The following is a 21345-nucleotide window of genomic DNA, read 5'->3' as shown; positions in this document are numbered from 1 at the left end:
GAGCGGATGATGACCAACGGTGTCGACGAGGTGCTGGCGGCGCTAGCGGATCCAACCCGTCGGCGCCTGCTCGACGCCCTCGTCGCCCGCGGTGAAGCCACCGCGACCACACTGGCCGCCGACGTCCCGGTGACCAGGCAGGCGATCGTCAAACACTTGTCCGTCCTGCAACAGGCGGGCCTTGTCGACGGCGGACGGCACGGCCGGGAAGTCCGCTACTCGGTCAAGTCCGACCGGCTGGCCGAGACCGCGAACTGGATGGCTGGCCTCGCGGCCGAATGGGACCGTCGACTGCAGACCATCAAGCGGATCGCGGAGTCCTAGCCAGGTGCCTTGAACTGGGCACCACGGCGGCCAATGCCGGTGCCAGCACACACATCGCGGCGCACGCGGCAAGGACGGCGCTCAGCCCGAAAGCGTTGATCGCGGGCGCGAACAAGGCAAGGCCGATCGGCGCGAGCCCGTACGACACCATGAAGTCCAATGAGGACACACGAGCCAGCTTGGCAGGCTCGACTTCCCGTTGCGTCGCGGTGAACCACGGCACGTTGAACAGTTCGATGCCGATCCCGACCGCGACGAAGGCGGCCACGATCACCACCGGGTGCACCGGAAACAGCATGCTCAGCGGCGCGAGCCCGAACAGCGCGAGCCCGCCGAACGCTGCCCAGCCCTGGTTTCGTGGCCGCCACCGGGCCATGATCAACGCCCCGACCAGTGCACCAACCGAGTACGCGGTCGTCGCGGCGGCCAGAACGGCTTCCGTGCCATAGCGGTCACGGCTGACCAACGGCAACGCGACGGCGATCGAGGATTGCCCCACAGCGGCCGTGAGGGTCAACGCGCCAAGTCCGGCCAGAAACCATGGGTGCCTGCGCGCTTCCCGCAGACCGTCAAGGAATTCCCGGTGGAACTTGGCACGTTCGCGGGTGACCTGGCTCGTTCCGCCAGGCGGGACGAGCACGACGATCAACCACAGCGCGCAGGTTCCCAGCAATATCCCGGAAGTGCTCGCCACGGTGGCAAGCAGCGCGGTCAGTCCAGGCGCGACAAGGGTCGAGACACGTACGGCAAAAGTCATCGCCGCGTTCGCCTGCTGCCGCTGCTCGGAGTCCACGACATCGGCCGTAAACGCCTGGAAGGCGGGCCTGCACGCCCCCTGACCTGCGCCCAGCAACGCGGCAGCCGCCACCATCACCGGCAACCAGCCGTACGCCAGCAAAGGCGTGCTCACCAGCGACAGAACTCCAGCCCAGAACACGATGAGCCGACGTGAATACCGGTCAGCGAGCACGCCGCCAATTGGCACGGCCACCAGGAATCCGACAATTCGTGCCGCGAGCACAACGCCGAGACCAGGCACGGTCAGCGTCCGTTCGAGCACGGCCAGGCCGAGAATGAACGGCAACGCCCAGGTCGCGACGGCGGACGCGGTGGTCGCCAGCCACAGGCGGAGGAATTTGGTGTCTCGCAGGACAGAACGCTTCGCCGGAAGGGTCGTCACCTGACTACAGTGGCACGCTCCTGCGCTGCTGTGGCAAACATCCGCACAATCGGATGTGGTTGTCTCTCGGCCAATTCCGGTTGGAAGAGCGTGGCCAGGAAGAACGGGTGGTCGTCGAGTTCGACGATCCGCAGCTGTCCCGCTTCATCCGTTCCCGTCACACGCAGGCCGTGCGATTGCAGCTGCTGCAAGTACTTCTCGCTCAGGCCGTAGCCGCAGTGATACCGCTCGACAGTCCGGCCAGCGCCGAGAATCCTGTGCGCCAACGAATCCGGGACTACCGTGACCGCGCCTTCGTGGCCGACCAACGAACATGTCAATGCGACGATCAACAGGTCGTCGGCATTCGGGTCGTTTTCGGCATGGTGTACGTCCAACCCGCACACATCGCGGGCGAACTCCAGCAGCGCGTGTTGCAGACCGCCGCAAGTTCCGAGGAAGGGAATGCGCTGTTCACGGGCGATTCGTACGGCCCGCAAGGCGCCTGCTTCGCTGCGGTACGGGCTGCCCGGCACCAGCCAGATGGCGTCGAACCCGGCGAGGCTTTCGTCGACGTCCTCGGTCGGGATCCAGTAGGCGTCCAGGTCCAGGTCTGGCAGGAGCAACGGAATCCTGGTGTGCGCGCGGACCGCCGCGGACCGGTCCCCCACCAACGCGAGTCGTGCTGTCATGCCGTCATCCTCACCCGCAAGCGAGTTCAGCACCAACGATGATCCCTGCACCGAGTATCAGAGATACTTATACACGTGGATCCGCACCTGTTGAGGACGTTCGTGGCCGTCGCCCGCTGCGGCTCCTTCTCCCGCGCCGCCAGCGAGCTCGGCTACACCCAGTCCGCTGTCTCGCAACACATCGCCGCGTTGGAGGCCGATTTGGGGACTTCGCTGGTCAATCGGCGCCCGGTCGTGCCGACGCCTGAGGGGCAGCGGCTGCTGGAGCACGCCGGACCGATCCTGTTGCGACTGGACGCTGCCAGGGCGGAAATCACCAAAATGGTCCAGGCACCACCGGACAGGCTCGTCGTGGGCTTGTCGCCACTGGCGTTCATGGCCGACATCGTCGCCGCGAACCACGTCCGGGTACTGCCGCGCGCCGAGGTCGTGACGGGTGTCGCGCAGGGGACGCTCGATCTCGGCCTTGTCGACGGGATCGCGGCGCCCAGCGATCCGTTGAACCTTCCGGATGTCGCGCCAATGGCCACTGTGGGCGTTGCGGAACGGCCGTTGGTCGTGGTGTTTCCGCACGATCACCCATTGGCTCGCCGTAAACGGATCAACCTGGCGGATCTGGCTGACGCGCAATGGATCGACGCGCCTGAGTCCGCGATTCCGTTGGCACAGCTGCGTAGTGCAAGCGGCACGGATGGTTTCCGCGCAGCCCTACGCTACGAAGGAACGCACGTCCCCGGGCTACTGCAGATGGCTGCCGCCGGTCATGGCCTGATTCTGTTGCCACAGCCCATGGTTGATGGTTTGCCCGCAGTGCCCATCACGCGTCTAGTACACCGCGTCGAACTGATATCCATCCCCTCCTCCGGCGTGTCCACCATTCCGACACACTGAAATACACATTCCTGCACCCCGGCGAGCACCGGCGGGGATTTCGTGGTGCAGCAACGGTGGACACGGTGTGCCGGAACGGTGGACACGGTGTGCCGGAACGGTGGACACGGTGTGCCGGAACGGTGGACACGGCGGTGGGGGCGGTTGGGCATGGGTGATTGGTGACATCCGCACATCGGTTTTGTGCATGTGCTTCGTCAGGCTGAAGGTATGAATAGCATCTTGCCGGTGGAACCGATGCTGCGCCGGGCCAGGGCGGTGACGCTGGGCTCGCTGGCGGTGACCGTGCTGACCAGCCTGATCATGCCGGGCATCGGGATACTGCGTGACCAACGTCCGCTCTGGATCGTGCTCGGAATCATCAGTGTGCTGGCGTTCGCGGCCACGCAGGCGGGCGCGCTCTACGCGACCGTCACGCCATGGTTGCCCGAGGGCGCCCGCAGGCGTTTACTGCTCGCCTTCGGGATCGCGTCGGTGTTGACGCTGCCCCTCGCGGCTCCCGTTGGGGGCGGTCGGTGGGAGACGTGGGCGTGGATCGGCGGCTCGATCATCGGGTCGCTGCCGATGCTCAAAGTCGGCCGAATCCCTGCGATTGCCGTGTCCCTTGGTGTCTTCGTGGCCGCTGGGCTGCTGGCTGACCGGCTGATCCCGGCGCTGGTGATCGTGGCCAGCGTCGCGGCGGCCGTGATCGCGATGAGCGTGGCGCACCTGTGGCTCTGGGACATGCTGCTGCAGGCCCGTAAAGGCCGCGAAGCGCAGGCTCAGCTCGCCGCGAGCGAGGAGCGGCTGCGGTTCGCACGTGACGTGCACGACGTGCTGGGACATGACTTGTCGCTGATCACGCTCAAAGCAGAACTGGCGGCACGGCTCGCACAGGGAGACGCCGCGCGTGAAGCGGCCGAAGTGCAGCAGCTGGCGGTCAAGGCACTGGCCAACCTTCGAGCTGCCGTGCACGGTTACCGCGCTGTTGACCTGGGCAAACAGCTGGAAGCGATTGCCGAGGTACTGCAGTCGTCGGGCGTGCGGTGCACGGTCACGCAACCGCCCGACGAGTTGCCTGAGGTCATCGCCACGCGGCTCGCTGCGGTCCTAAGGGAGGCCAGCACGAACATGCTGCGGCACAGCAAAGCCAAGTGGTGCAGGATCGACGTGACACGCGAAGGCGAGGAGGTGCGGATGACCGTGGCGAACGACGGCGCCCGCGACGTGGCACCCGATCCGCACAGCTCCGGGCTCGCGGGGCTTGCCGACCGGCTGGCCGAAACCGGCGGCAGGCTGCGCACGCGCCAGGAGAACGGCGTGTTCACGCTGGAAGCTTCGATAAAGCCGTGATCCGGGTACTGCTCGCCGACGACGAGGACCTGATCCGCACGGCATTGGCCGCATTGCTGAACTTGGAGCCGGATCTCGAAGTGGTCGGTCACGCGTCCGACGGCCGGAAAGCCGTCGAGGCCGCCTTGGCGCACAAGCCGGACGTGGCCGTGATCGATCTTGAAATGCCCACCCTCGACGGTATCGAAGCCGCCGCGGAACTGACCAAAGCCATGCCGGACTGCGCGGTGGTCATCCTGACCGGGCACGGCAGGCCACAGCACCTGAAACAAGCTCTTTCCGCGGGCGCCAAGGGCTTCGTGCGTAAAGGATCACCTGGTGGCACGTTGGCCGACGTGATCAGGCGGGTTCACGGCGGCGATCGCTATGTCGATCCGTCGCTCGCCGCGGACGCGCTGACCGCTCCCGAGTGCCCGCTGACACCTCGGGAACTGGAGGTTCTCCGGCTCGCCGAGTTCGACACTCCTGTCGCCGTGATCGCCAAGCAGACCCACTTGTCCAACGGGACGGTCCGCAACTACATCGCCGCGGTGATCCACAAGCTTGGCGTGTCCACCAGGGCTGAGGCGATCCGTACTGCTCACGAGCATGGGTGGCTCTGACCGTGTGTGACTGATCGGGTGCGTGCTGGTACCGTTGATCACGATGAGGACACGACGGTTGGCCATTCTCCTACTGCTGCCGTTCCTGTGGCTCGTGATCGCTTCCTGCGCACCGCACACGGAAGACCATCCCGAGTCGACAGGTGTCGTGTCCACTCTCGACGGTCACTGTCACCATGAGACGGAACCGCACTCGCATGACTATTTCGCCGCCGTCCCAACAACAGTAGCCCCGATACCGGTCACGGCACCGGTCTCGGTCGAGCCCGAGCATCTGGCGACCGCCGTCGCACCTGTCCGCGTTGCCCAACCGCGCAGCAGGACCGGCCGCACTGTCCTCATTGATCTGTCCATAGCGCGGACCTGAGGGGTCGTGAGTGTTTTTGCCGGTTCTAACCAGCAAAAACACTCACGACAGACCCTCCTACCCCACCTAAACGTTGTGAGACAGACAGCCTCATGAATACCGTGCTATACACGCCTGCCCAAATGCTGGTGCCCGCCGCGAACTGCCACTCCCCTGCCACCGCCGTCGGCAACACGCCGGTGCTGTGGGTCAGCGAGGACGGTCGTGGCTACTGGGCGAAACTCGAGGGCAACAACCCCGGCGGCATGAAGGATCGGCCCGCGCTGCACATGGTCGAGAAGGCCACTGAGCGCGGCGACCTGAAGCCAGGAGCCATGATCGTCGAATCGACCAGCGGCACGCTTGGCCTCGGCCTCGCGCTGGCCGCGACCGTCTACCAGCACCCGGTCACTCTGGTCACCGACCCGGGCATGGAGCCGATCGTGCGCCGATTGCTCACGGCATACGGCGCCCACGTCGAGCTGGTTGAAGACCCGCACCCGACCGGCGGCTGGCAGCAAGCCCGCCGTGACCGCGTCGAGAAGGTCATGCGCGCCAACCCCGGGTCGTGGTGCCCAGATCAGTACAACAACCCCGACAATGTGGCCGCGTACGCGTCGTTGGCCATGGAACTCGTCGCTCAGCTTGGCCGGGTGGACGTGCTCGTGTGCTCGGTCGGCACTGGCGGTCACTCCGCCGGGATCGCCCGTGTGCTCAGACAATTCTGCCCGCACATGCGCTTGGTTGGCGTCGACACGATTGGCTCGACCATCTTCGGCCAGCCCGCGAGCACCCGGCTGATGCGCGGCCTTGGGTCCAGCATCTATCCGAGCAATGTGGACTACGCGGCTTTCGACGAGGTACATTGGGTCGCGCCTGCCGAAGCCGTGTGGATGTGCCGCAAGCTCGCGTCCACCCATCACGCCAGCGGTGGCTGGAGTGTCGGCGCGGTCGCGCTCGTTTCCGGTTGGCTGGCAAAGAAAAGCTCGCCGGAGACCCGCATCGCTGCTGTCTTCCCCGACGGTCCACATAGGTACTTCGACACGGTCTACAACGACGAGTTCTGCGTGCAACACGGCCTGTTGGACACCAAACCGGCCGAACCGGACATCATCGACAGTCCCCAGGACCGGGTTGTCGAGCGATGGACGAGGTGCGCGACTGTCACGGATCCGCTGGCTGGTGCCCGGTGATCCGGCAGTTCCGGTCGTTCGACCGGCCAAGCAAGCTGTTGATGGTCAACCAGTTCACCATCAACGTCGGCTTCTACATGCTGATGCCCTATCTCGCGGGTTACCTCGCCGGGCCGCTCGGCCTGGCTGGTTGGGCGATCGGGCTCGTCCTCGGCGTCCGCAACTTCTCCCAGCAGGGCATGTTCCTGCTAGGCGGCACGCTGGCGGACCGGTTCGGGTACAAGCCGCTGATCGTGGCTGGATGTCTGCTCAGGACGGCCGGGTTCGCATTGCTCGGCGTGGTGAACTCGTTGCCCGCGTTGATCATTGCCTCCGCGGCGACTGGATTCGCCGGAGCGTTGTTCAATCCGGCGGTCCGGGCGTATCTCGCGGCGGACGCGGGCGAGCGCCGGGTGGAAGCGTTTGCGTTGTTCAACGTGTTCTATCAGGGCGGGATTTTGCTAGGCCCGCTCGTGGGGCTCGCGTTGACCACTGTGGACTTCCGGCTGACGTGCCTTGTCGCGGCCGCGGTCTTCGCCATGTTGACCGTATTGCAGCTACGCGCGTTGCCCAGTCATGCCGCCGAGACCGAGCGGCGGACCATGCTGGGCGATTGGCGGACTGTCGTGAGCAACCGGCCGTTCCTGTGGTTCGCGTTGGTCATGGTCGGCTCGAATGTGCTGTCGTTCCAGGTGTATCTGGCTCTGCCGTTGCAGGCCAGCTCGCAGAGCCTGGTCATGGCGTTGTTCGTGGTGTCGGCCGTGGTTGCGATCGCTGGACAGTTGCGGATTACGGCGTGGTTCCGGAATCGGTGGGGTCCCGGCCGGTCGATCGCGATCGGCGCGGCCGTGCTGACGTCCGCGTTTCTGCCGCCGTTGCTTGTTCCTGGCGATGCGGCGTTGCTGGTGTCGTCGGCGTTGCTCGCGTTGGGCACGGCTGTGGTGTTCCCGTTCGAGATGGACACGATCGTCCGACTCTCGGGCAATCGCTTGGTTGCCACCCATTACGGTTTCTATAACACCATTGTCGGCGTCGGGATCATGCTCGGAAACCTGTTCGCTGGCACCGTTTTCGATCTTTCGCCAACCACCGGGTGGATCGGATTGCTCGTCATCGGCGGTGTTTGCGTGCTCGGCCTGGTCGCCTTGGAGCGCAGTCGTACCTTTGTAACCGTCAGCTAGTGGCAATTGGTGAACCTTGCCCAACTCCTTGTGAGCGACTACACGTCGACTATGGGATTCGGTAAGCGCACGGCAATTGCCGCCTTGGCACTCACGTTGGTCGCGCCGGTTCAGGCGACTGCTGAACCGGCGCACCGCTACATCGTGGTGCTCAACCAGACCGGCCAGGTCGACACACTGGCCAGCCGGTTTGACGTCACGCACACGTACCACAGTGTGCTGAACGGTTTTTCGGCCGCGTTGACCAAATCCCAGCTGCGCAGCCTGTCAACCGACAAGTCAGTGTCCTACGTGGTGCCGGACTCCGAAGTCCACGCGTTCGGCGAGCAGCTCGACCCGACGTGGAACCTCGACCGCATCGACCAACGAAACCTGCCTTTGGACGGCAAATACCGGTGGGTGACCGAAGCGGCGAACGTGCACGCGTACGTCCTCGACACCGGCGTCCGGCGCACGCACTCGGATCTGGCCGGTCGGGTCGCACCGGGTGTCGATCTCGTTGAGAACGACGGAAATCCCAACGACGACAACGGACACGGCACGTTCATCGCCGGAATTATCGGCGGCACGAGGTTCGGCGTGGCCAAGAAGATCACTGTCGTGCCGGTGAAGGTGCTCGGCGGCAACGGTTCGGGCAGCATGTCGACCGTGATCGCGGGCCTCGACTGGATCACCCGCAATGCCAAGAAACCCGCCGTGGCCAACATGAGCCTCGGTGGCGCCGCCAACCAGGCACTCGACGACGCCGTGCGCCGATCCATCGCGTCCGGTGTGACTTACGGTGTGGCAGCGGGAAGTTCCGGCAGCGACGCGGGCAACTTCTCACCGGCGAGGGTGAAGGAAGCGATCACGACCGCGGCGACGAACGCCAACGACTGCGTGCACAGCGCGTCGAACTACGGGCCGCTGATCGACTTGCACGCACCCGGCGTGAACATCACTGGCATCTGGAATTCCTCAGACACCGCAACGAATACGCTGACCGGGACCTCGTTCTCCACGCCACACGCGGTCGGCGGGGCGGGCCTGTACCTGGCGACCCACCCCACCGCGACACCGGCTCAGGTGGAAGCAGCGCTGATCGCCAACTCCACCAAGGACAAAATCTGCGGCCTGCGGCCAACCACCCCGAACCGCCTGCTTTACACGTTGCCGCAGTAGAAGCTCGTGAGTGGTTAGACGTGTTCTAACCCGCATAACCACTCACGAGAGAGGTGAGGCGGTTGCGCCACATCGCCTTCATCCGCTCGGCTTCCTCAGGGCTCTCCAGCCGCTCATGTGCCAGCGCCACAACGCTCTTGTTCGGCCCTTTGGCCGTGAACCCGACGTTGACGCGTGTCCGGCCGTCCTGCCAGTCGAAGCGCGCGGATCGACCGGGCTGCGAAGTGCGCACACGCAATTCCTCGCCTGCGGTGTCCATAAAGGCCTTGTACAGTTCGTCGACTGGGACGTCGACGGTCTTGCTCGCGCTGATTGTGAACAGGCCATCCCGTCCGCTTCCCGGTGCACGGAGCCCGCGTGCCTGCTCGTAGGCAACCGTGATCGACTGCGCCCACCAGCTGCCGACACCTCGTTCGCCCATCAGCCAGGCCACGATCTCCTTGTGGCTGCGTCCGGTCGCGTCCCAGGCGTCCAGCTCGGCGTTCCACTCGTCCCATTCACGGCCGGTCGCGGTCCGGACGGCGTCCACGGATGGGCGGTTGACCTGCTTGTTCATCATGTCCTCCTCGGGTGTCACCCGAGACGTAGAACCCGGCACGGCGTTCTCGACATCATCTCCCAAACTTTTTCAGACTGACCGTTCCCGGTTCGCCCAGTAGGGCGCGCGCAGGCTGCGTTTGAGGATCTTGCCGGTGGCGTTGCGTGGCAGCTCCTCGACGAAGTCCACGCTGGTCGGAGCCTTGTACCCGGCGAGACGCGAGCGGCTGTACGCGATCAGCGCGGCGGGATCCAGGTCGCCGTCAGCCACCACAATCGCCTTCACGGTCTCGCCCCACTTGTCATCCGGCACGCCGATCACGGCGACTTCCTTGACCGCGGGATGGCCACCGAGTACGCGTTCGATCTCGGCCGGATAGATGTTCTCGCCACCGGAAATGATCATGTCCTTGACCCGGTCCTCGACGAACACGTACCCCTCGGCGTTGACCCGCCCGGCGTCGCCGGTGTTCAACCACCCGTCAACCAGAGTCGCGGCTGTCTCCGCGGGATGCTGCCAGTACCCGGCCATCACCTGCTCGGTCCGGACCTGGATCTGGCCAAGCTCCCCAACCGGAACGGGCTCGCCGCTCACCGGATCGACAATGCGCAGCTCGACGCCGTCAACCGGGCGCCCGCCGGACGACTGGAGCGAGGGCTGATGGTGATCTTCGGGGCCGAGCAGGCAGAACATCCCGCATGCCTCGGTCATCCCGTAGATCTGGTAGAAGTCGACCGGGAATCGCTCCAAAGCCTTGCGCAGCAACGGAGTGGGGATCGGCGAACCGCCGTATGCGATGTTCTTGATGCCGGTGATCTCGCCGGGCACGTCCAGCAGGAAGCCGATCACCGCCGGCACCAGGAAGGTGTGCGTCACGTGCCGGAACTGCTCGACCATCGCCGACGGCACAACCTCGCGGATGATCGTGATCTCCGCGCCTGCCCACAACGCACCGAGCGCCCAGCTGATCCCACCAGCGTGGAACAACGGCATCGGGACCATGACTTTCGAGTCACGGGTGAAGCCGAGAGCGTTCGTGTTGCGTGAATGGGCGGTCATGGCGCGGTGGGTCAGCATGACGCCCTTGGGATAGCCCGTGGTACCGGACGTGTAAAGCTGCAGAAAGGTGTCGCCGGCGGCTGGCTCGTGGCTGATTTCCCCGTCATCGGCAAGGAAATCCTCGTAGTCGACGATGATCCGCTCGACCTTCGGGAGGTCGAGCTGGTCGACGACCGGCAGGAACTCCGGGCCGACGAACAACAGGCGCGCCTGCGATTCGTTGATGACGTACGCCAGTTCCTCCGGCGCCAGGCGGAAATTGACGGCGGCGTTGACCGTGCCGATCTGCGCGCACGCGAACGTGGTCTCCAGGCAGGCCGGGTGGTTCTTGTCAAGGAACGCCACCCGGTCACCAGGCCGCAGCCCGGCTTTCAATTGACCGTTGGCGTTGCGCCGGATCCGTTCGTCCAGTTCACCCCAAGTCGTTGTGCCGCCGTCGAACCGCACGGCGACTCGGTCTGGATCGGCTGCGGCCCATTTCCCCACCAAGTCCGAAATCACACATTTGTTATACGCCCAAGTGATGTCAGCCAGGTGTGCGAATAGATGCCATTAAGCGGCCGAGCCCACCGGGCTTTCCACCGCGGGGGCGGTGAGCAGCTCGGTCATCCGTTCCCGGTAGGCGGCGACGTTGTCGAGCTTGATGTGCTCGTAACCGCGAACCATGTCCGGCAGCTCGGCCAATTCCAGCTGTACGGCCGGGTTGGCGTGGCGAACGGCGTCGCGGTATTCGCTGATCAGCTCACGTTCGACCTTGCGGACATGGGCGTAACCGAACACGTCGAGCTTGGTGCCGCGCAGCTTGCGCATTCCGGTCAGCAGCCGGAACGCCGGGCGGAACCAGCGGCCGAGGCTGATCTTGCGCTTCATTCCCATCGCACGCAGGACCGGCGGGTGCAGCCGGTAGGAAACCTTGGCGCCCTTGCCGAACTGCTCTTCGACACCGGACAGGTCGAGCGAAAGCCGGGCGACTTCGTACTCGTCCTTGTAGGCCATCAGCTTGTACAGGTTGCGGGCGACGGCTTCGGCGACCTCGATCGGACTCGTCGCGCGGATCTGCTCGACGAAGGTCGCGTACTCGGTCGCGTAGCGCTCGTCTTGGTAGGCAATGAGTTCCGAGACACGCAGCCGAACCAGCCTGGCCAATTCGCCGTCAGCTTTGACGATCCCGGCGATCCGCTCGGTCGACGGGTGCAGCGGGGCCTCAACCACCGGCGGAGCAAGAAGCGAGGCGAGGACATCGGGGGAGGCAACGACTTGACGGCCGCGCCGGAAGGCCTGCAGGTTACGTTCGACGGCCGTGCCGTTGAGCCGGATCGCTTGCTCGATGGCGTCCGCGGACAATGCCATCGCGCCGGTCTGGAATGCCGCGCCGACCTGGAGGATGTTGGCGTATTGGTCGTCGTCGAACAACGCCTCGGACAGGCCGCGTGCGTCGAGGTAGACCGTGCGGCGCGATGCCGAGTCGATCACCGAGCGGACGTCGTGGGAGTCCGGATAGGACACACTCGTGTCCACAACCATCGCTGCGGTCGGCACTTCCGTGGTCGATACGACCGCGGTCGTCCGCTCAGAATCCGCCGCGCCGAGGTGCGTCGGGTCTGCGCCGACCAGGGCGTCGCACGACAGGTAGAGATCCGCTTCGCCGGAGGCCAGTTTCGCCGCTTGCTCAACGCGTTCGGCCGTGACCTTGACGTCGGAGACGACCGCGCCGCCCTTCTGCGCGAGGCCGATCTGGTCGAGGGTGCGGACGTGCTTGCCGTCGATCGCTGCCGCCGTGCCGAGGATCTGGGACACGGTCACCACGCCGGTCCCGCCGATACCGGTGATCCGTACCGTGAAGTCTTCGCTGGTCAGGACCGGCTCAGGCAGTTCGCCGGCCGCGATGTCGGGCAGTTCGCGGTGTTCGGGCCGCTGACCTGGGACGACCGTGAGGAACGATGGGCAGTCGCCGGACAGGCACGAGTAGTCGACGTTGCAGGACGACTGGTGGATCCGGGTTTTGCGGCCGAATTCGGTGGCGACCGGCTGGACCGACAGGCAGTTGGACTTCGCGCCGCAGTCGCCGCAGCCCTCGCAGACGCGTTCGTTGATCACGACCTTGGTCGCAGGCGTCGGCACCTTGCCGCGACGCCGCTTGCGACGCTTCTCGGCCGCGCACTCCTGGTCGTGGATGAGCATGGTCACGCCACCGACCGCGGCCAGATCCTCCTGGCTGCTCAGCATTTCGTCGCGGTGGCGGACTTCGACCCCGCGTGGCAGCGCCAGTTTGCGGACGCGGTCGGGCTCGTCACTAGTGATGATGATCTTGCGGACGCCCTCGACGAGCATCATCGCCGCGATCTTCTCGATCGGCAGCGCGCCGACCGCCTGCTGGCCACCGGTCATCGCCACGGTGGAGTTGTGCAGGAGTTTGAAGGTGATGTTCGCGCCAGCGGCAACGGCTGCGCGCACGGCGAGGCTGCCGGAGTGCGTGAACGTGCCGTCGCCGATGTTCTGCACGAGGTGCGTCGAGTCGACGAATGGGCTCATGCCGATCCACATCACGCCCTCGCCGCCCATCTGGGTCACGCCGAGAACGTTGCCGACCTGGTCGGGTTCCATGAACAAAGCCATGGTGTGGCAACCGATCCCGGCACCGACCAGGGTGCCTTCCGGCACCTTCGTCGAAGAGTTGTGCGGGCAGCCCGAGCAGAAGTACGGCGTCCTGGCCAGCAAGGGCACGGAGATCCGTTCGCGCTTGCGTCGCTGCTGCCACGCACGTACAGGCTCGAAACCCTGGAGCCGCTTGGCGAACGCGCCCGCGATCTGCTCGGGGCTCAGTTCTCCCGACTGTGCCAGCAAAGTCCGGCCTTCTGGGTCCTGCTTGCCGTGCACCCTCGGCGCGTCCGGCATGCCGTAGAGGATGTTCTTCACGGCCGTCTCGACGAACGCCCGCTTTTCCTCGACCACGACGATCTCGCTCAGCCCGTTGGCGAACTGTTTGACGATCTCCGGCTCGACCGGGTGGATCACGCCCAGCTTGAGCACACGCACCCGGCCGGACATGCCCAACGCACGCAAGGCCTGTTGTACGTCCAAATAGGACTTACCTGAGGTGATCACTCCGATGTCGGTCGTGCCGCGTTCGACGATCTGGTTCACGCCGCTGACGCGGACGTACTCCATGGCCAGCGGGATACGCGTGTCGAAGAAGCTGCGCTCCAAGGCAGTCTGCTGCTGACCGAGCAGGCGCGCGGACGGGACATGCTTGTACGCGTTGGCAGGCAGCTCGGGCGCGGCCCAGCCGTGTGGCAGGACAACGGTTCCTGCGGCGTCGGCGACATTCGCGACGACCTTCATCGACGTCCACAGACCGCTCGCTCGGGACATTTCGACCGCGTGCAGGCCGTATTCGAGCAGGTCCTGTGAGTCGGACGGGAAGAAAACCGGGATTTCCAGGTCGGCGAGGGCGAGCTCGGATGCGTTCGGCACGGTGGAGGACTTCGCATTGGGGTCGTCACCGACCAAAGCGACCGCTCCTCCACGCGGGTCGGTGCCCGCGAGGTTGGCGTGCCGCAAGGCGTCGGAGGCGCGGTCCAAGCCGGGCGCCTTGCCATACCACATGCCCACGATGCCGTCGGGTCGTTGCGTGCCCGTGCTCGCGGCCAGCTGGCTGCCCATCACGGCCGTCGCGCCCAGCTCTTCGTTCAGCCCCGGCTTGTGCACGATGCCGTACGTGTCCAGCAGCTTCTTGCGGCGCCCCAGTTCCAGGTCGAACCCGCCGAGCGGCGACCCTTCGTAGCCCGAGACGAAGGCTGCGGTCGTCCGGCCCGCGGCACGGTCGTGCCGGATCCGGTCGAGCAGAACCCGCACCAGGGCCTGGATCCCAGTGAGATAAGCGGTCCCGGTTTCCCGGACATAGCGGTCTTCGAGAGTGAAGGTCATGCCTGGCCTCCCTGGCACGCGTGTTGCGCACACCACACAGCGACTCCGTGCGTGGCGCAACAACCCTGGCACCCTGGCGCCACAAAGACGCAAAAAACCCGGGGCCGCATTGCGATACCGCGCACACTTTTTGCGCGCCGCGTACAGTCACCGCTCATGGATGTCGAGCTTGACCCGACCGACCACGAGATCTTGGCGCTGCTGCGGCAGGACGCGCGCCGGACGTTGTCGGACATCGCAGGCAGGGTCTCGCTGTCCATCGCGGCGGTCAAGCGCCGGATCGACCGGATGCAGGAATCGGGCGTGATCCTCGGGTACACAGTGCAAGTTGATCACGCCAAGCTCGGCTGGGGAATCGAGGCCTTCACCGAACTCCGCTTCTCGGGCACGACGAATGTGGCCGAGATCGTCCAGACAACGACCGCCATGCCGGAAACGCAGGCGGTGTTCACCATCGCGGGCGACCCGGACGCGCTGATCTGGCTACGCGTCCGGGACCTCGCGCACCTGCAGGAACGGATCGACGAGATCCGCCGCAGCCACCGGGTCACCGGGACCAAGACGCTGATCGTGCTCGACGCCTGGTCCCGTGACCAGCAGAACTGGCCGAGCCGCGGCTAGCCACGGCCTCGGGACAGGCCCCAGCCGCTGCGGTTGAGGGTGTCCTCGAACCCGCTGAAGCCCTCGTTCGGGTTCAGCACGTCCTCGACGAAGTCGACATCGACGTCGTCAGCGGTGCCGCCGATCTTGTCCGGGCCGACGCCGAACATCAGCGTGGGGGTTGCCGCCCTGGTCCATCAGCCCGGCGACCTCGTTGAACTGGTCGACGTGCCAGCTGCCGATGAAGTGCCCGACCTCGTGCGCGGCGATGTTGCCGACGCCCTGCGCGACGAACTTGATCTTGTCGCTTGCCGAGGTCAGGTACGTGTTCAGCGAAGTCCGCCCGGTGGGGCCGCTCAGCACGTCAAGCAGCAGCAGCGCGGATTCCTCGGTGCCGAGGTTGCCGGGGTCGATCGACTGCGCGATACCCACGGTCGGGATGCCCGATTCGGCGATCGAGCCACCGATGATCAGCCTGCTCACGTTCGGCTGGCCGAACGGATCGGCGTGGTCCCGGCTGTTGAGGATCCGGACGCCGAAGTTCCGGTTGGTCGACTTCTGCGCGAGATCCTTCTCGATGTTCTCCCTGACGACGTCGATGATCCGGTCGATAAGGACGTTCTCGTCTGCCGGAGTCAAACCCCAGCCTTTGAGGAAGGTCGAGAACGGGGACAAAGTGCGCACACCGGTCGCTCCGGCGTTGAAGATCCCAACGTCGATCTGGGCGCCGTCGAAGTCCAGGAAGAGCGTCTGGACGGTGCCGCGCGGCTTCGTCTCAGGCCCCGGCCGGTACGCCTCGATCGCGGCCTCGTATGACCCTTCCCCGTTGCGCACGTGCAGCGTGTACTTGCCTGCCGTCGGCGCGACGAAGTCGACGACCGCGTTGCCACCACGGGGCAACGGTGAGTTCGCCGGGTGCAGCATGGTGAAGTCCTGCGACGAACCGAATACCTCACGCCCTGTGAAGTCGTGCACCTCAAGACGCGTCGCGCCGCCCGTGACGGCCGCCCCAATCACGTCACCAGCGCGCAAGACGAACGAGTAAACGTCCTTGTCGTAGGTCTCCGGGCCGGACAACGTGACGGTGTACGCGCCCTCCGAACCCGTGCCCAGGCCGCTGCCCGAGTCAGACGGGTTCTGCGGGAACGTGGTGCCGTTCTCGCCGAAACCGCTGACCAGGATGTAATAGTCACCGGGCGTGGACAGCGGCACGGTCACCAGGCTGTCGGAGCTGTCCGGGCCCTGGTCGTCATTGGTCGCGATCTGCGTCCCGGCCGCGTTGTAGACCGCGACCACCGAGTCGAGGTCGCTGTTGGGCGTGTCGACATCGATGGTGACCGAGCTGAGGCCGGACACCTTGTAGAAGTCGTAGTCCCCCTTCTTGTCGCCGCCGCTGCCGTGTGGCCCGTCGCCGATCACGCCGCTGGTCCGGATCCGGCGGCCCATACCGACCGCGGGCGCCAGCGCGATCGAACCATTGTCCTCAGCGAACGGAGGCAACGTCTTCGTCTCGGAATCCGGAACAAGGTTCCCGGAAAGCAAGAACTTCTCGTACGCGGCCGAGCCGAAACCGAACAGGAAATCAGCGGTCGCGTCCGTGTCGTTACGACCACGCACGCCGACCGGTTCCCTTTCGGTGTAACGCTTTGCCTGCGGCGACCGGCCCCGCAACGCCGCCTGCTCGGCAACACGCGCCCGCCGCGCGCCCGCGATGTCCACATTGGACAAGTCCGGTAGATACGCCAGCAGCGGGTCGATGCCAGAAGCGTGCGATCCCTTCGGCACGATCTGTACGCCTGCAGCCAATTGGCGCGCTTTGGCCTCGGCAATGTCCTGAGCGGACGCCGGGCCAGCCAATGCCACTCCCCCAGCCGAGACCATTGTGGCCACGGCAACGACAACCACACTTCTTCGCAAGGTTGACCTCCCAGTAGATCCCCGGGCGGGTATATCGAGATCACCGAGTGCGGTCAACGGGTTTCAAGCACGACTGAAAGCCAGTCTTCCAACGTCAGCAGGCCAGGATGCGCGGCACGCAACGCCGGAATGTCGGCGGCGTAGCCGGATTCGCCGAACCAGAACAACATCCGGGACTCCTTGCCCATCGCCTTGAGCATCAGCTTGGGCATCCGACGGTATTTCCCGTTTCGACCGGCGCCGTGCAGAACTTCGGCGATCCGGGGAACGCTCAGCGAGTCGCCAGCGAGCTCGATCTCTTGGCCTACATAGGTATCCGGATCGTCGAACGCGAGCCGCGCGAACACGCCGATGTCCAGAACGGCGATCATCTGCAATGGTTTCTCCTGCCCGATCGCGGTCGCCATCATGCCGAGGCCGACGCTCGCGCCCCGCATCGTGAACACGTCCATGAACGTGGTCGGCCGCAGGATCGTCCACGCCATTCCACTGGCGCGCAGGTGGTTTTCGATCTCCCACTTGGTGTCGAAGTGCGGGATGCCGCGGACTCGTTCGGCGCCGCCGACCGACGAGTACACGAAGTGCTTGACACCGGCGGCCTTGGCGGCGTCGATCAGCGTCTTACCTTGCTGCACTTCACCTTTCAGGCTGCCGTGCGCGAGTTCTGCACACCGAAAACGCCGTACGCCCCCTTCAACGCGGTTCTCAGAGAGTCAAGCTCTGCCATGTCGCCTGCGACAACTTCAATCCCGGTCAAAGCTCGCGCGGCCGCACTGGAGGTGTCTCTCGTCAACGCCCGCACGTGCCAGCGGTCGACGAGCGCGTTGACCACGGCGCCCCCCTGATTGCCGGTCGCGCCCGCCACCACGATGACCCGCTTGTCCGTCATCCCAGCTCCCCAGATATACTGAACTAGTCGATAGTTACATATTCTATTATCTACGACGGGACTTGTTCGGTGTCAAGCGCAACCGAGCTCGGCGAGCTGCTCAACGCGGCCGCACGAGCGTTCTCGCAGCAAGGACGGGCTCGATTCGGCGAGCACGGCCTGTCCCCAGCCCGGGTTCGACTGTTGACCACGCTCGGCGAACGCACGGACGTCCGGATGCGTGACCTGGCGGATTTGCTGGGTGTGACCGGGCGCGCGGTCACCGCGACGGTGGATTCACTCGAGTCGGAGGGGCTGGTCGCCAGGAAACCCGATCCCAGCGACCGCCGCGCGTTCCAACTCGTGCTCACCAAGGAAGGCCTCGCCGCGCTCGACCGGATCAAGCAGCTCCAGCAGCAGGTCAGCGAGGAGATTTTCCGCGGGCTGAGCGCGGCCGAGCGTGATCAGCTTGCCGCGCTGTTGCGAACATTCCTGAGTGGACGAACCTGCTAGCGCACCACGCGGTGGCGCAGGTAGACGACCTTGCCGATGGCGCGGGTCTCCACGAGCTCGAGATCGACCCGACGCTCGCGCCGGGCGAAGTACGGAATGCCGCCGCCGACCAGCACCGGGTAGACCCTGGCCCGGTACTCGTCGATCAGGCCCAATTCAGCCACCTCAGCGGCGAGAGTCGCGCCGCCGATCGCGATGTCGCCCTCCCCCGGCTCGGCGCGCAACCGCTCGATCTCCTCGGCCAGGCTGCCCGAAGCCAGCCGGGCGTTGCCCCGCACTTCGGACAGCGTGGTGGAGAAGACCACCTTGGGCAGCGGCTTCCACAGCCTGGCGAACTCGATTTCCGCCTCGTCGAGCGACCGGCTCTGCTCGGCGTCCTCCCAGTACAGCATCGTCTCGTACAGCCGCCGACCCAGCAGGTGAACGCCGACGCCCTTGATCTCCTCGACGGAGAAGCGAAAGACCTCTTCGTCGGGCACCGTCCAGTCGAAGCTGCCATCCGGCCCGACGATGTAGCCGTCGAGCGAGACGGCCAACGAATAGATCACGCTGCGCATCAGAGTCCTCCTCGATAGCGGGTTTCGACAGTACGACCATCGAAGCTCGCGAAACTCATCGCCTGGCGCGGTCGCGCCGCATTCTTGATCGATCGTTCCAATATGGCCTAGGGTGGTGGCATGCCCAGGACCAAAGAGTTCGATCCGGACGCCGTCCTGCGTTCGGCGCTGAACCTGTTCTGGCGTAAGGGATACGAGGCCACGTCGATCCAGGATCTGGTCGACCACCTCGGGATCGGCCGAGCGAGCATGTACGCGACGTTCGGCACCAAACACGACCTCTACCTGCGTGCCCTCGACCTCTACTGCGAACGTGTCAGTGGCACAGCGGGTGCGACCCTTTTCCCGAAGACAACGCGTTGGCGTCAGTAAAACAGCTGGTCAGGAGCTTCGCCGAGGAAGCACTTGACGATCCGGACCGCAAGGGCTGTTTCGTGACCAACGCGGCCATCGAATCCCTGCCGCATGACCTCGAAGCCGCCCGCCGCGTCGATACCGGCATCGGCGGACTGGAGGCCGCCATCCTCGGCGCGCTGGTTCGTGCCCAGGACCAGGGCGAATTAGGCCCGGACAAAGATCCGCGCTCCTTAGCCCATTTCCTGATCACCTTCATCCAAGGCATCCGCGTGATCGCCAAGCGACCCGACCGGCACAGGCTCACCGACGCCGTCAATCACGCGCTGTCCCTCCTCGATTAGTGGTTGCGATCGGAAGTTCGTTGGGGTATTCGGCGGATCCAGGTTTTCGCTGAGTGCCGGGCGAAGGGGCCGGTACCGGTGTTGTACCGGCGCCTTTGGTCGGTGCTGCCCAGAGGAAAATCTGGCTAGGAGGCCGCTGAATAATCGGCGTGTCGCCCCAGGATGTGGGTTTGAGCTGGGAGAATCGTTTCATGCAGGGTGTGGAGCGTGGTGATCGGGAGCTGCTGGACGCGGAGGCGCTGGTCGGTCATCTGGTCCCGGCGGGGAGCATGTTCGCGTTCCTGGCCGGGCATCGCCGGAATCTGTTCCCCGATGGAGAGTTCGAGGATCTGTTCCCCTCGGGCAAGGGACGGCCCTCGATCCCGGCGTCGGTGATGGCCTCCATCCTGGTGTTGCAGACCCTGCATGATCTCTCGGATCGGGAGACCGCTGAGGCGGCCCGGTGTGACCTGCGGTGGAAGGTCGCGACCGGGATGGCATTGGACGACAAGGGATTCGACCCCTCGACGCTGGTGTACTGGCGCAAACGACTGGCCACCTCGGGGCGGCCGCATCGGATCAACGACGCGGTGCGCACGGTCGTCGAGGAGACCGGGATCCTGCGTGGCCGCCGCAAGCGGGCGGTGGATTCCACGATCCTGGCCGACGCGGTCGCCACCCAGGACACCATCACCCAGCTGATCTCGGCGATCCGGCGGGTGGATCGGCAGGTGCCCGGCGCGGCGGAGCAGATCGCGAAGGTGTGTACCGGCCATGACTACAGTCGGCCGGACAAGCCGAGGATCGACTGGGACGACCCGGCCGCCAGGGACGCGCTGGTCTCCGCGCTGGTCAACGATGCGAACGCGCTGGTGGCGGCGCTGGCCGATACCGAACTGGAAGGCGACGCGGAGTTCGCGTTGGCGTTGCTGGCGTTGGTCGCCGGTCAGGATGCCGAGCCCGCCGAGGGCAGTGACGGCACTGATGGGCGGTGGCGGATCGCCCGCAAGGTCGCCCCGGACCGGGTGGTGTCCACAGTGGATCCGGATGCGCGGCATACCCGCAAGTCCCCGGAGAACCGGCGGGACGGGTATCGGGCGCACGTGGCGGCCGAGCCCGAGACCGGGATCGTCACCGACGAGAAGGTGACCACGGCCGCCGGCACGGAGAACTCCGACCCCGCTGTGGCCGAGGAGTTCCTCGACGCCGAGGACGGCAAGCGCGCGTGGTACGGCGATTCCGCCTATGGCACAGGGGATCTACGCGGTGGGATCGACGATGCCGGGCATGAGGCGGTGATCAAGCCCAAGCCGCTGCGGGCTCCGGTCGAGGGCGACTTCACCGTGGACGACTTCACCGTGGACGACTTCACCGTGGACGAGCAAGCGGGCACGGTCACCTGCCCCAACGACATCACCCGCCCGATCAGCCGGACCCGGGTCGCCACCTTTGGCGCTCTCTGTCGTGCCTGCTCACTGCGTGCACAGTGCACCACGTCCAAGACCGGCCGTAAAATCGTTCTGCACCCACGAGATGACCTGCTGCGCCAAGCCCGACGCGACTGGGCGGACAAGCCCGAACTGCGCGAGAGCTACAGGACGTTCCGCCCCAACGTGGAACGGGTCATCTCCCAGATCGCCAGCCGCGGTGGCCGACGTCTCAAACTCCGATATCTAGGCACCGGCAAGAACAACGCCTGGCTCAAACGCCGCACCGCAGCCTTGAACCTCCGCAACCTCATCGGTCGCGGCCTGACCCATACGGCGGGCGCTTGGACCCTGGCTACCTGAGGGAAACCACGGCCCAACCCCCAGTCTTGGGGATTGTGA

The 21345-nt window shown here is 65.5% G+C and carries 23 protein-coding genes; 13 read left to right on the top strand and 10 right to left on the bottom strand.

The window, feature by feature from the left end:
* Positions 1 to 9: 9 nt before the first annotated feature.
* The gene (locus LWC34_RS08170) at positions 10 to 324 is read left to right on the top strand and encodes an ArsR/SmtB family transcription factor (protein ID WP_233724328.1); all 315 of its coding nucleotides are present in this window, start codon (positions 10 to 12) and stop codon (positions 322 to 324) included.
* On the opposite strand, the gene LWC34_RS08165 is transcribed toward LWC34_RS08170, so the two are convergent.
* Together LWC34_RS08165 and LWC34_RS08160 are read right to left on the bottom strand one after the other, a co-directional pair.
* The gene (locus tag LWC34_RS08165; RefSeq protein WP_233724323.1) at positions 302 to 1504 is read right to left on the bottom strand and encodes an MFS transporter; all 1203 of its coding nucleotides are present in this window, start codon (positions 1502 to 1504) and stop codon (positions 302 to 304) included. The two genes, LWC34_RS08170 and LWC34_RS08165, sit on opposite strands and share 23 nt — an antisense overlap.
* Positions 1501 to 2175 (bottom strand): CTP synthase C-terminal region-related (seleno)protein, encoded by a 675-nt coding sequence (locus LWC34_RS08160; RefSeq protein WP_233724321.1) that lies wholly within the window; start codon positions 2173 to 2175, stop codon positions 1501 to 1503. The genes LWC34_RS08165 and LWC34_RS08160 overlap by 4 nt, the downstream gene beginning before the upstream one ends.
* 75 nt (positions 2176 to 2250) lie before the next feature.
* Between LWC34_RS08160 and LWC34_RS08155 the strand changes: the two genes are divergently transcribed.
* The 7 genes from LWC34_RS08155 to LWC34_RS08125 all read left to right on the top strand — a co-directional run bounded on the left by LWC34_RS08155 (position 2251) and on the right by LWC34_RS08125 (position 8860).
* The gene (locus tag LWC34_RS08155) at positions 2251 to 3066 is read left to right on the top strand and encodes a LysR family transcriptional regulator (protein WP_233724319.1); all 816 of its coding nucleotides are present in this window, start codon (positions 2251 to 2253) and stop codon (positions 3064 to 3066) included.
* 210 nt (positions 3067 to 3276) lie between these two features.
* The gene (locus tag LWC34_RS08150; protein WP_233724317.1) at positions 3277 to 4398 is read left to right on the top strand and encodes a sensor histidine kinase; all 1122 of its coding nucleotides are present in this window, start codon (positions 3277 to 3279) and stop codon (positions 4396 to 4398) included.
* Positions 4395 to 5000, top strand: a complete 606-nt coding sequence (locus LWC34_RS08145; protein ID WP_233724315.1) for a response regulator transcription factor — start codon at positions 4395 to 4397, stop codon at positions 4998 to 5000. Before LWC34_RS08150 ends, LWC34_RS08145 begins: the two co-directional genes overlap by 4 nt.
* Before the next feature lie 43 nt (positions 5001 to 5043).
* On the top strand, positions 5044 to 5367 hold the full coding sequence (locus tag LWC34_RS08140; protein ID WP_233724313.1) for a hypothetical protein: 324 nt from the start codon (positions 5044 to 5046) through the stop codon (positions 5365 to 5367).
* A 92-nt stretch (positions 5368 to 5459) separates the two neighbouring features.
* The gene (locus LWC34_RS08135) at positions 5460 to 6539 is read left to right on the top strand and encodes a PLP-dependent cysteine synthase family protein (RefSeq protein WP_233724311.1); all 1080 of its coding nucleotides are present in this window, start codon (positions 5460 to 5462) and stop codon (positions 6537 to 6539) included.
* Entirely contained in the window at positions 6491 to 7699 is a 1209-nt protein-coding gene (locus tag LWC34_RS08130; protein WP_233724309.1) for an MDR family MFS transporter, read from the top strand. The genes LWC34_RS08135 and LWC34_RS08130 overlap by 49 nt, the downstream gene beginning before the upstream one ends.
* Before the next feature lie 30 nt (positions 7700 to 7729).
* Positions 7730 to 8860, top strand: a complete 1131-nt coding sequence (locus LWC34_RS08125) for a S8 family peptidase (RefSeq protein ID WP_250109436.1) — start codon at positions 7730 to 7732, stop codon at positions 8858 to 8860.
* Between the two features lie 25 nt (positions 8861 to 8885).
* Here the strand turns inward: LWC34_RS08125 and LWC34_RS08120 are convergent, their stop codons facing one another.
* The 3 genes from LWC34_RS08120 to LWC34_RS08110 form a co-directional block, all read right to left on the bottom strand.
* Positions 8886 to 9416 carry a DUF4287 domain-containing protein gene (locus tag LWC34_RS08120; protein ID WP_233724306.1) on the bottom strand — a complete coding sequence of 177 codons (531 nt, stop codon included), beginning with the start codon at positions 9414 to 9416 and terminating at the stop codon, positions 8886 to 8888.
* Positions 9417 to 9488: 72 nt separating this feature from the next.
* A complete protein-coding gene (locus tag LWC34_RS08115; RefSeq protein ID WP_233724304.1) occupies positions 9489 to 10958 on the bottom strand; it encodes a long-chain-fatty-acid--CoA ligase in 1470 nt (489 codons plus the stop codon).
* Between the two features lie 51 nt (positions 10959 to 11009).
* Positions 11010 to 14384 (bottom strand): indolepyruvate ferredoxin oxidoreductase family protein, encoded by a 3375-nt coding sequence (locus tag LWC34_RS08110; protein WP_233724302.1) that lies wholly within the window; start codon positions 14382 to 14384, stop codon positions 11010 to 11012.
* A 156-nt stretch (positions 14385 to 14540) separates the two neighbouring features.
* On the opposite strand from LWC34_RS08110, the gene LWC34_RS08105 reads away from it, so the two are divergent.
* On the top strand, positions 14541 to 15005 hold the full coding sequence (locus LWC34_RS08105) for an Lrp/AsnC family transcriptional regulator (RefSeq protein WP_233724300.1): 465 nt from the start codon (positions 14541 to 14543) through the stop codon (positions 15003 to 15005).
* Here the strand turns inward: LWC34_RS08105 and LWC34_RS08100 are convergent.
* Genes LWC34_RS08100 through LWC34_RS56710 form a run of 4 tightly spaced genes read right to left on the bottom strand, consistent with a single transcriptional unit; the run spans position 15002 to position 17790 of the window.
* On the bottom strand, positions 15002 to 15154 hold the full coding sequence (locus tag LWC34_RS08100; RefSeq protein ID WP_233724298.1) for a hypothetical protein: 153 nt from the start codon (positions 15152 to 15154) through the stop codon (positions 15002 to 15004). The two genes, LWC34_RS08105 and LWC34_RS08100, sit on opposite strands and share 4 nt — an antisense overlap.
* A complete protein-coding gene (locus LWC34_RS08095) occupies positions 15114 to 16901 on the bottom strand; it encodes a PPC domain-containing protein (protein ID WP_233724296.1) in 1788 nt (595 codons plus the stop codon). Before LWC34_RS08095 ends, LWC34_RS08100 begins: the two co-directional genes overlap by 41 nt.
* A 53-nt stretch (positions 16902 to 16954) precedes the next feature.
* Complete coding sequence (locus tag LWC34_RS08090) at positions 16955 to 17536, bottom strand: NmrA family NAD(P)-binding protein (protein ID WP_308199990.1); 582 nt, start codon at positions 17534 to 17536, stop codon at positions 16955 to 16957.
* Positions 17537 to 17544: 8 nt separating this feature from the next.
* A complete protein-coding gene (locus LWC34_RS56710) occupies positions 17545 to 17790 on the bottom strand; it encodes an NmrA family NAD(P)-binding protein (RefSeq protein WP_284051422.1) in 246 nt (81 codons plus the stop codon).
* A gap of 69 nt (positions 17791 to 17859) precedes the next feature.
* On the opposite strand from LWC34_RS56710, the gene LWC34_RS08085 reads away from it, so the two are divergent.
* The gene (locus LWC34_RS08085; RefSeq protein ID WP_233724294.1) at positions 17860 to 18282 is read left to right on the top strand and encodes a MarR family winged helix-turn-helix transcriptional regulator; all 423 of its coding nucleotides are present in this window, start codon (positions 17860 to 17862) and stop codon (positions 18280 to 18282) included.
* Here LWC34_RS08085 and LWC34_RS08080 read toward each other — a convergent pair.
* A complete protein-coding gene (locus tag LWC34_RS08080) occupies positions 18279 to 18839 on the bottom strand; it encodes a dihydrofolate reductase family protein (protein WP_233724292.1) in 561 nt (186 codons plus the stop codon). The genes LWC34_RS08085 and LWC34_RS08080 overlap by 4 nt on opposite strands.
* A 120-nt stretch (positions 18840 to 18959) precedes the next feature.
* Here LWC34_RS08080 and LWC34_RS08075 point away from each other — a divergent pair, with 120 nt between their 5' ends.
* The 3 genes from LWC34_RS08075 to LWC34_RS08065 all read left to right on the top strand — a co-directional run bounded on the left by LWC34_RS08075 (position 18960) and on the right by LWC34_RS08065 (position 21306).
* Positions 18960 to 19211, top strand: a complete 252-nt coding sequence (locus LWC34_RS08075) for a TetR/AcrR family transcriptional regulator (protein WP_233724290.1) — start codon at positions 18960 to 18962, stop codon at positions 19209 to 19211.
* Complete coding sequence (locus LWC34_RS08070; RefSeq protein WP_372496443.1) at positions 19199 to 19537, top strand: TetR family transcriptional regulator C-terminal domain-containing protein; 339 nt, start codon at positions 19199 to 19201, stop codon at positions 19535 to 19537. The genes LWC34_RS08075 and LWC34_RS08070 overlap by 13 nt, the downstream gene beginning before the upstream one ends.
* A 191-nt stretch (positions 19538 to 19728) precedes the next feature.
* Positions 19729 to 21306, top strand: a complete 1578-nt coding sequence (locus LWC34_RS08065) for an IS1182 family transposase (protein WP_233724286.1) — start codon at positions 19729 to 19731, stop codon at positions 21304 to 21306.
* The last annotated feature ends 39 nt before the right edge of the window (positions 21307 to 21345 follow it).

It is taken from the genome of Kibdelosporangium philippinense, assembly GCF_021390435.2.
Taxonomy (GTDB): domain Bacteria; phylum Actinomycetota; class Actinomycetes; order Mycobacteriales; family Pseudonocardiaceae; genus Kibdelosporangium; species Kibdelosporangium philippinense.
The sequence above is the reverse complement of the archived record's forward strand: the minus strand, read 5'-3'. Positions and strand labels throughout refer to the sequence as shown.

Excerpts from the sequence above, each read along its gene's own strand:
- LWC34_RS08080 (WP_233724292.1), bottom strand. The coding sequence starts at position 18,839 with ATGCGCAGCGTGATCTATTCGTTGGCCGTCTCGCTCGACGGCTACATC.
- LWC34_RS08105 (WP_233724300.1), top strand. The coding sequence starts at position 14,541 with ATGGATGTCGAGCTTGACCCGACCGACCACGAGATCTTGGCGCTGCTG.
- LWC34_RS08110 (WP_233724302.1), bottom strand. The coding sequence starts at position 14,384 with ATGACCTTCACTCTCGAAGACCGCTATGTCCGGGAAACCGGGACCGCT.
- LWC34_RS08170 (WP_233724328.1), top strand. The coding sequence starts at position 10 with ATGACCAACGGTGTCGACGAGGTGCTGGCGGCGCTAGCGGATCCAACC.
- LWC34_RS08100 (WP_233724298.1), bottom strand. The coding sequence starts at position 15,154 with ATGTTCGGCGTCGGCCCGGACAAGATCGGCGGCACCGCTGACGACGTC.
- LWC34_RS08140 (WP_233724313.1), top strand. The coding sequence starts at position 5,044 with ATGAGGACACGACGGTTGGCCATTCTCCTACTGCTGCCGTTCCTGTGG.
- LWC34_RS08150 (WP_233724317.1), top strand. The coding sequence starts at position 3,277 with ATGAATAGCATCTTGCCGGTGGAACCGATGCTGCGCCGGGCCAGGGCG.
- LWC34_RS08160 (WP_233724321.1), bottom strand. The coding sequence starts at position 2,175 with ATGACAGCACGACTCGCGTTGGTGGGGGACCGGTCCGCGGCGGTCCGC.
- LWC34_RS08130 (WP_233724309.1), top strand. The coding sequence starts at position 6,491 with ATGGACGAGGTGCGCGACTGTCACGGATCCGCTGGCTGGTGCCCGGTG.
- LWC34_RS08075 (WP_233724290.1), top strand. The coding sequence starts at position 18,960 with ATGCCCAGGACCAAAGAGTTCGATCCGGACGCCGTCCTGCGTTCGGCG.
- LWC34_RS08065 (WP_233724286.1), top strand. The coding sequence starts at position 19,729 with ATGCAGGGTGTGGAGCGTGGTGATCGGGAGCTGCTGGACGCGGAGGCG.
- LWC34_RS56710 (WP_284051422.1), bottom strand. The coding sequence starts at position 17,790 with ATGACGGACAAGCGGGTCATCGTGGTGGCGGGCGCGACCGGCAATCAG.
- LWC34_RS08120 (WP_233724306.1), bottom strand. The coding sequence starts at position 9,416 with ATGAACAAGCAGGTCAACCGCCCATCCGTGGACGCCGTCCGGACCGCG.
- LWC34_RS08135 (WP_233724311.1), top strand. The coding sequence starts at position 5,460 with ATGAATACCGTGCTATACACGCCTGCCCAAATGCTGGTGCCCGCCGCG.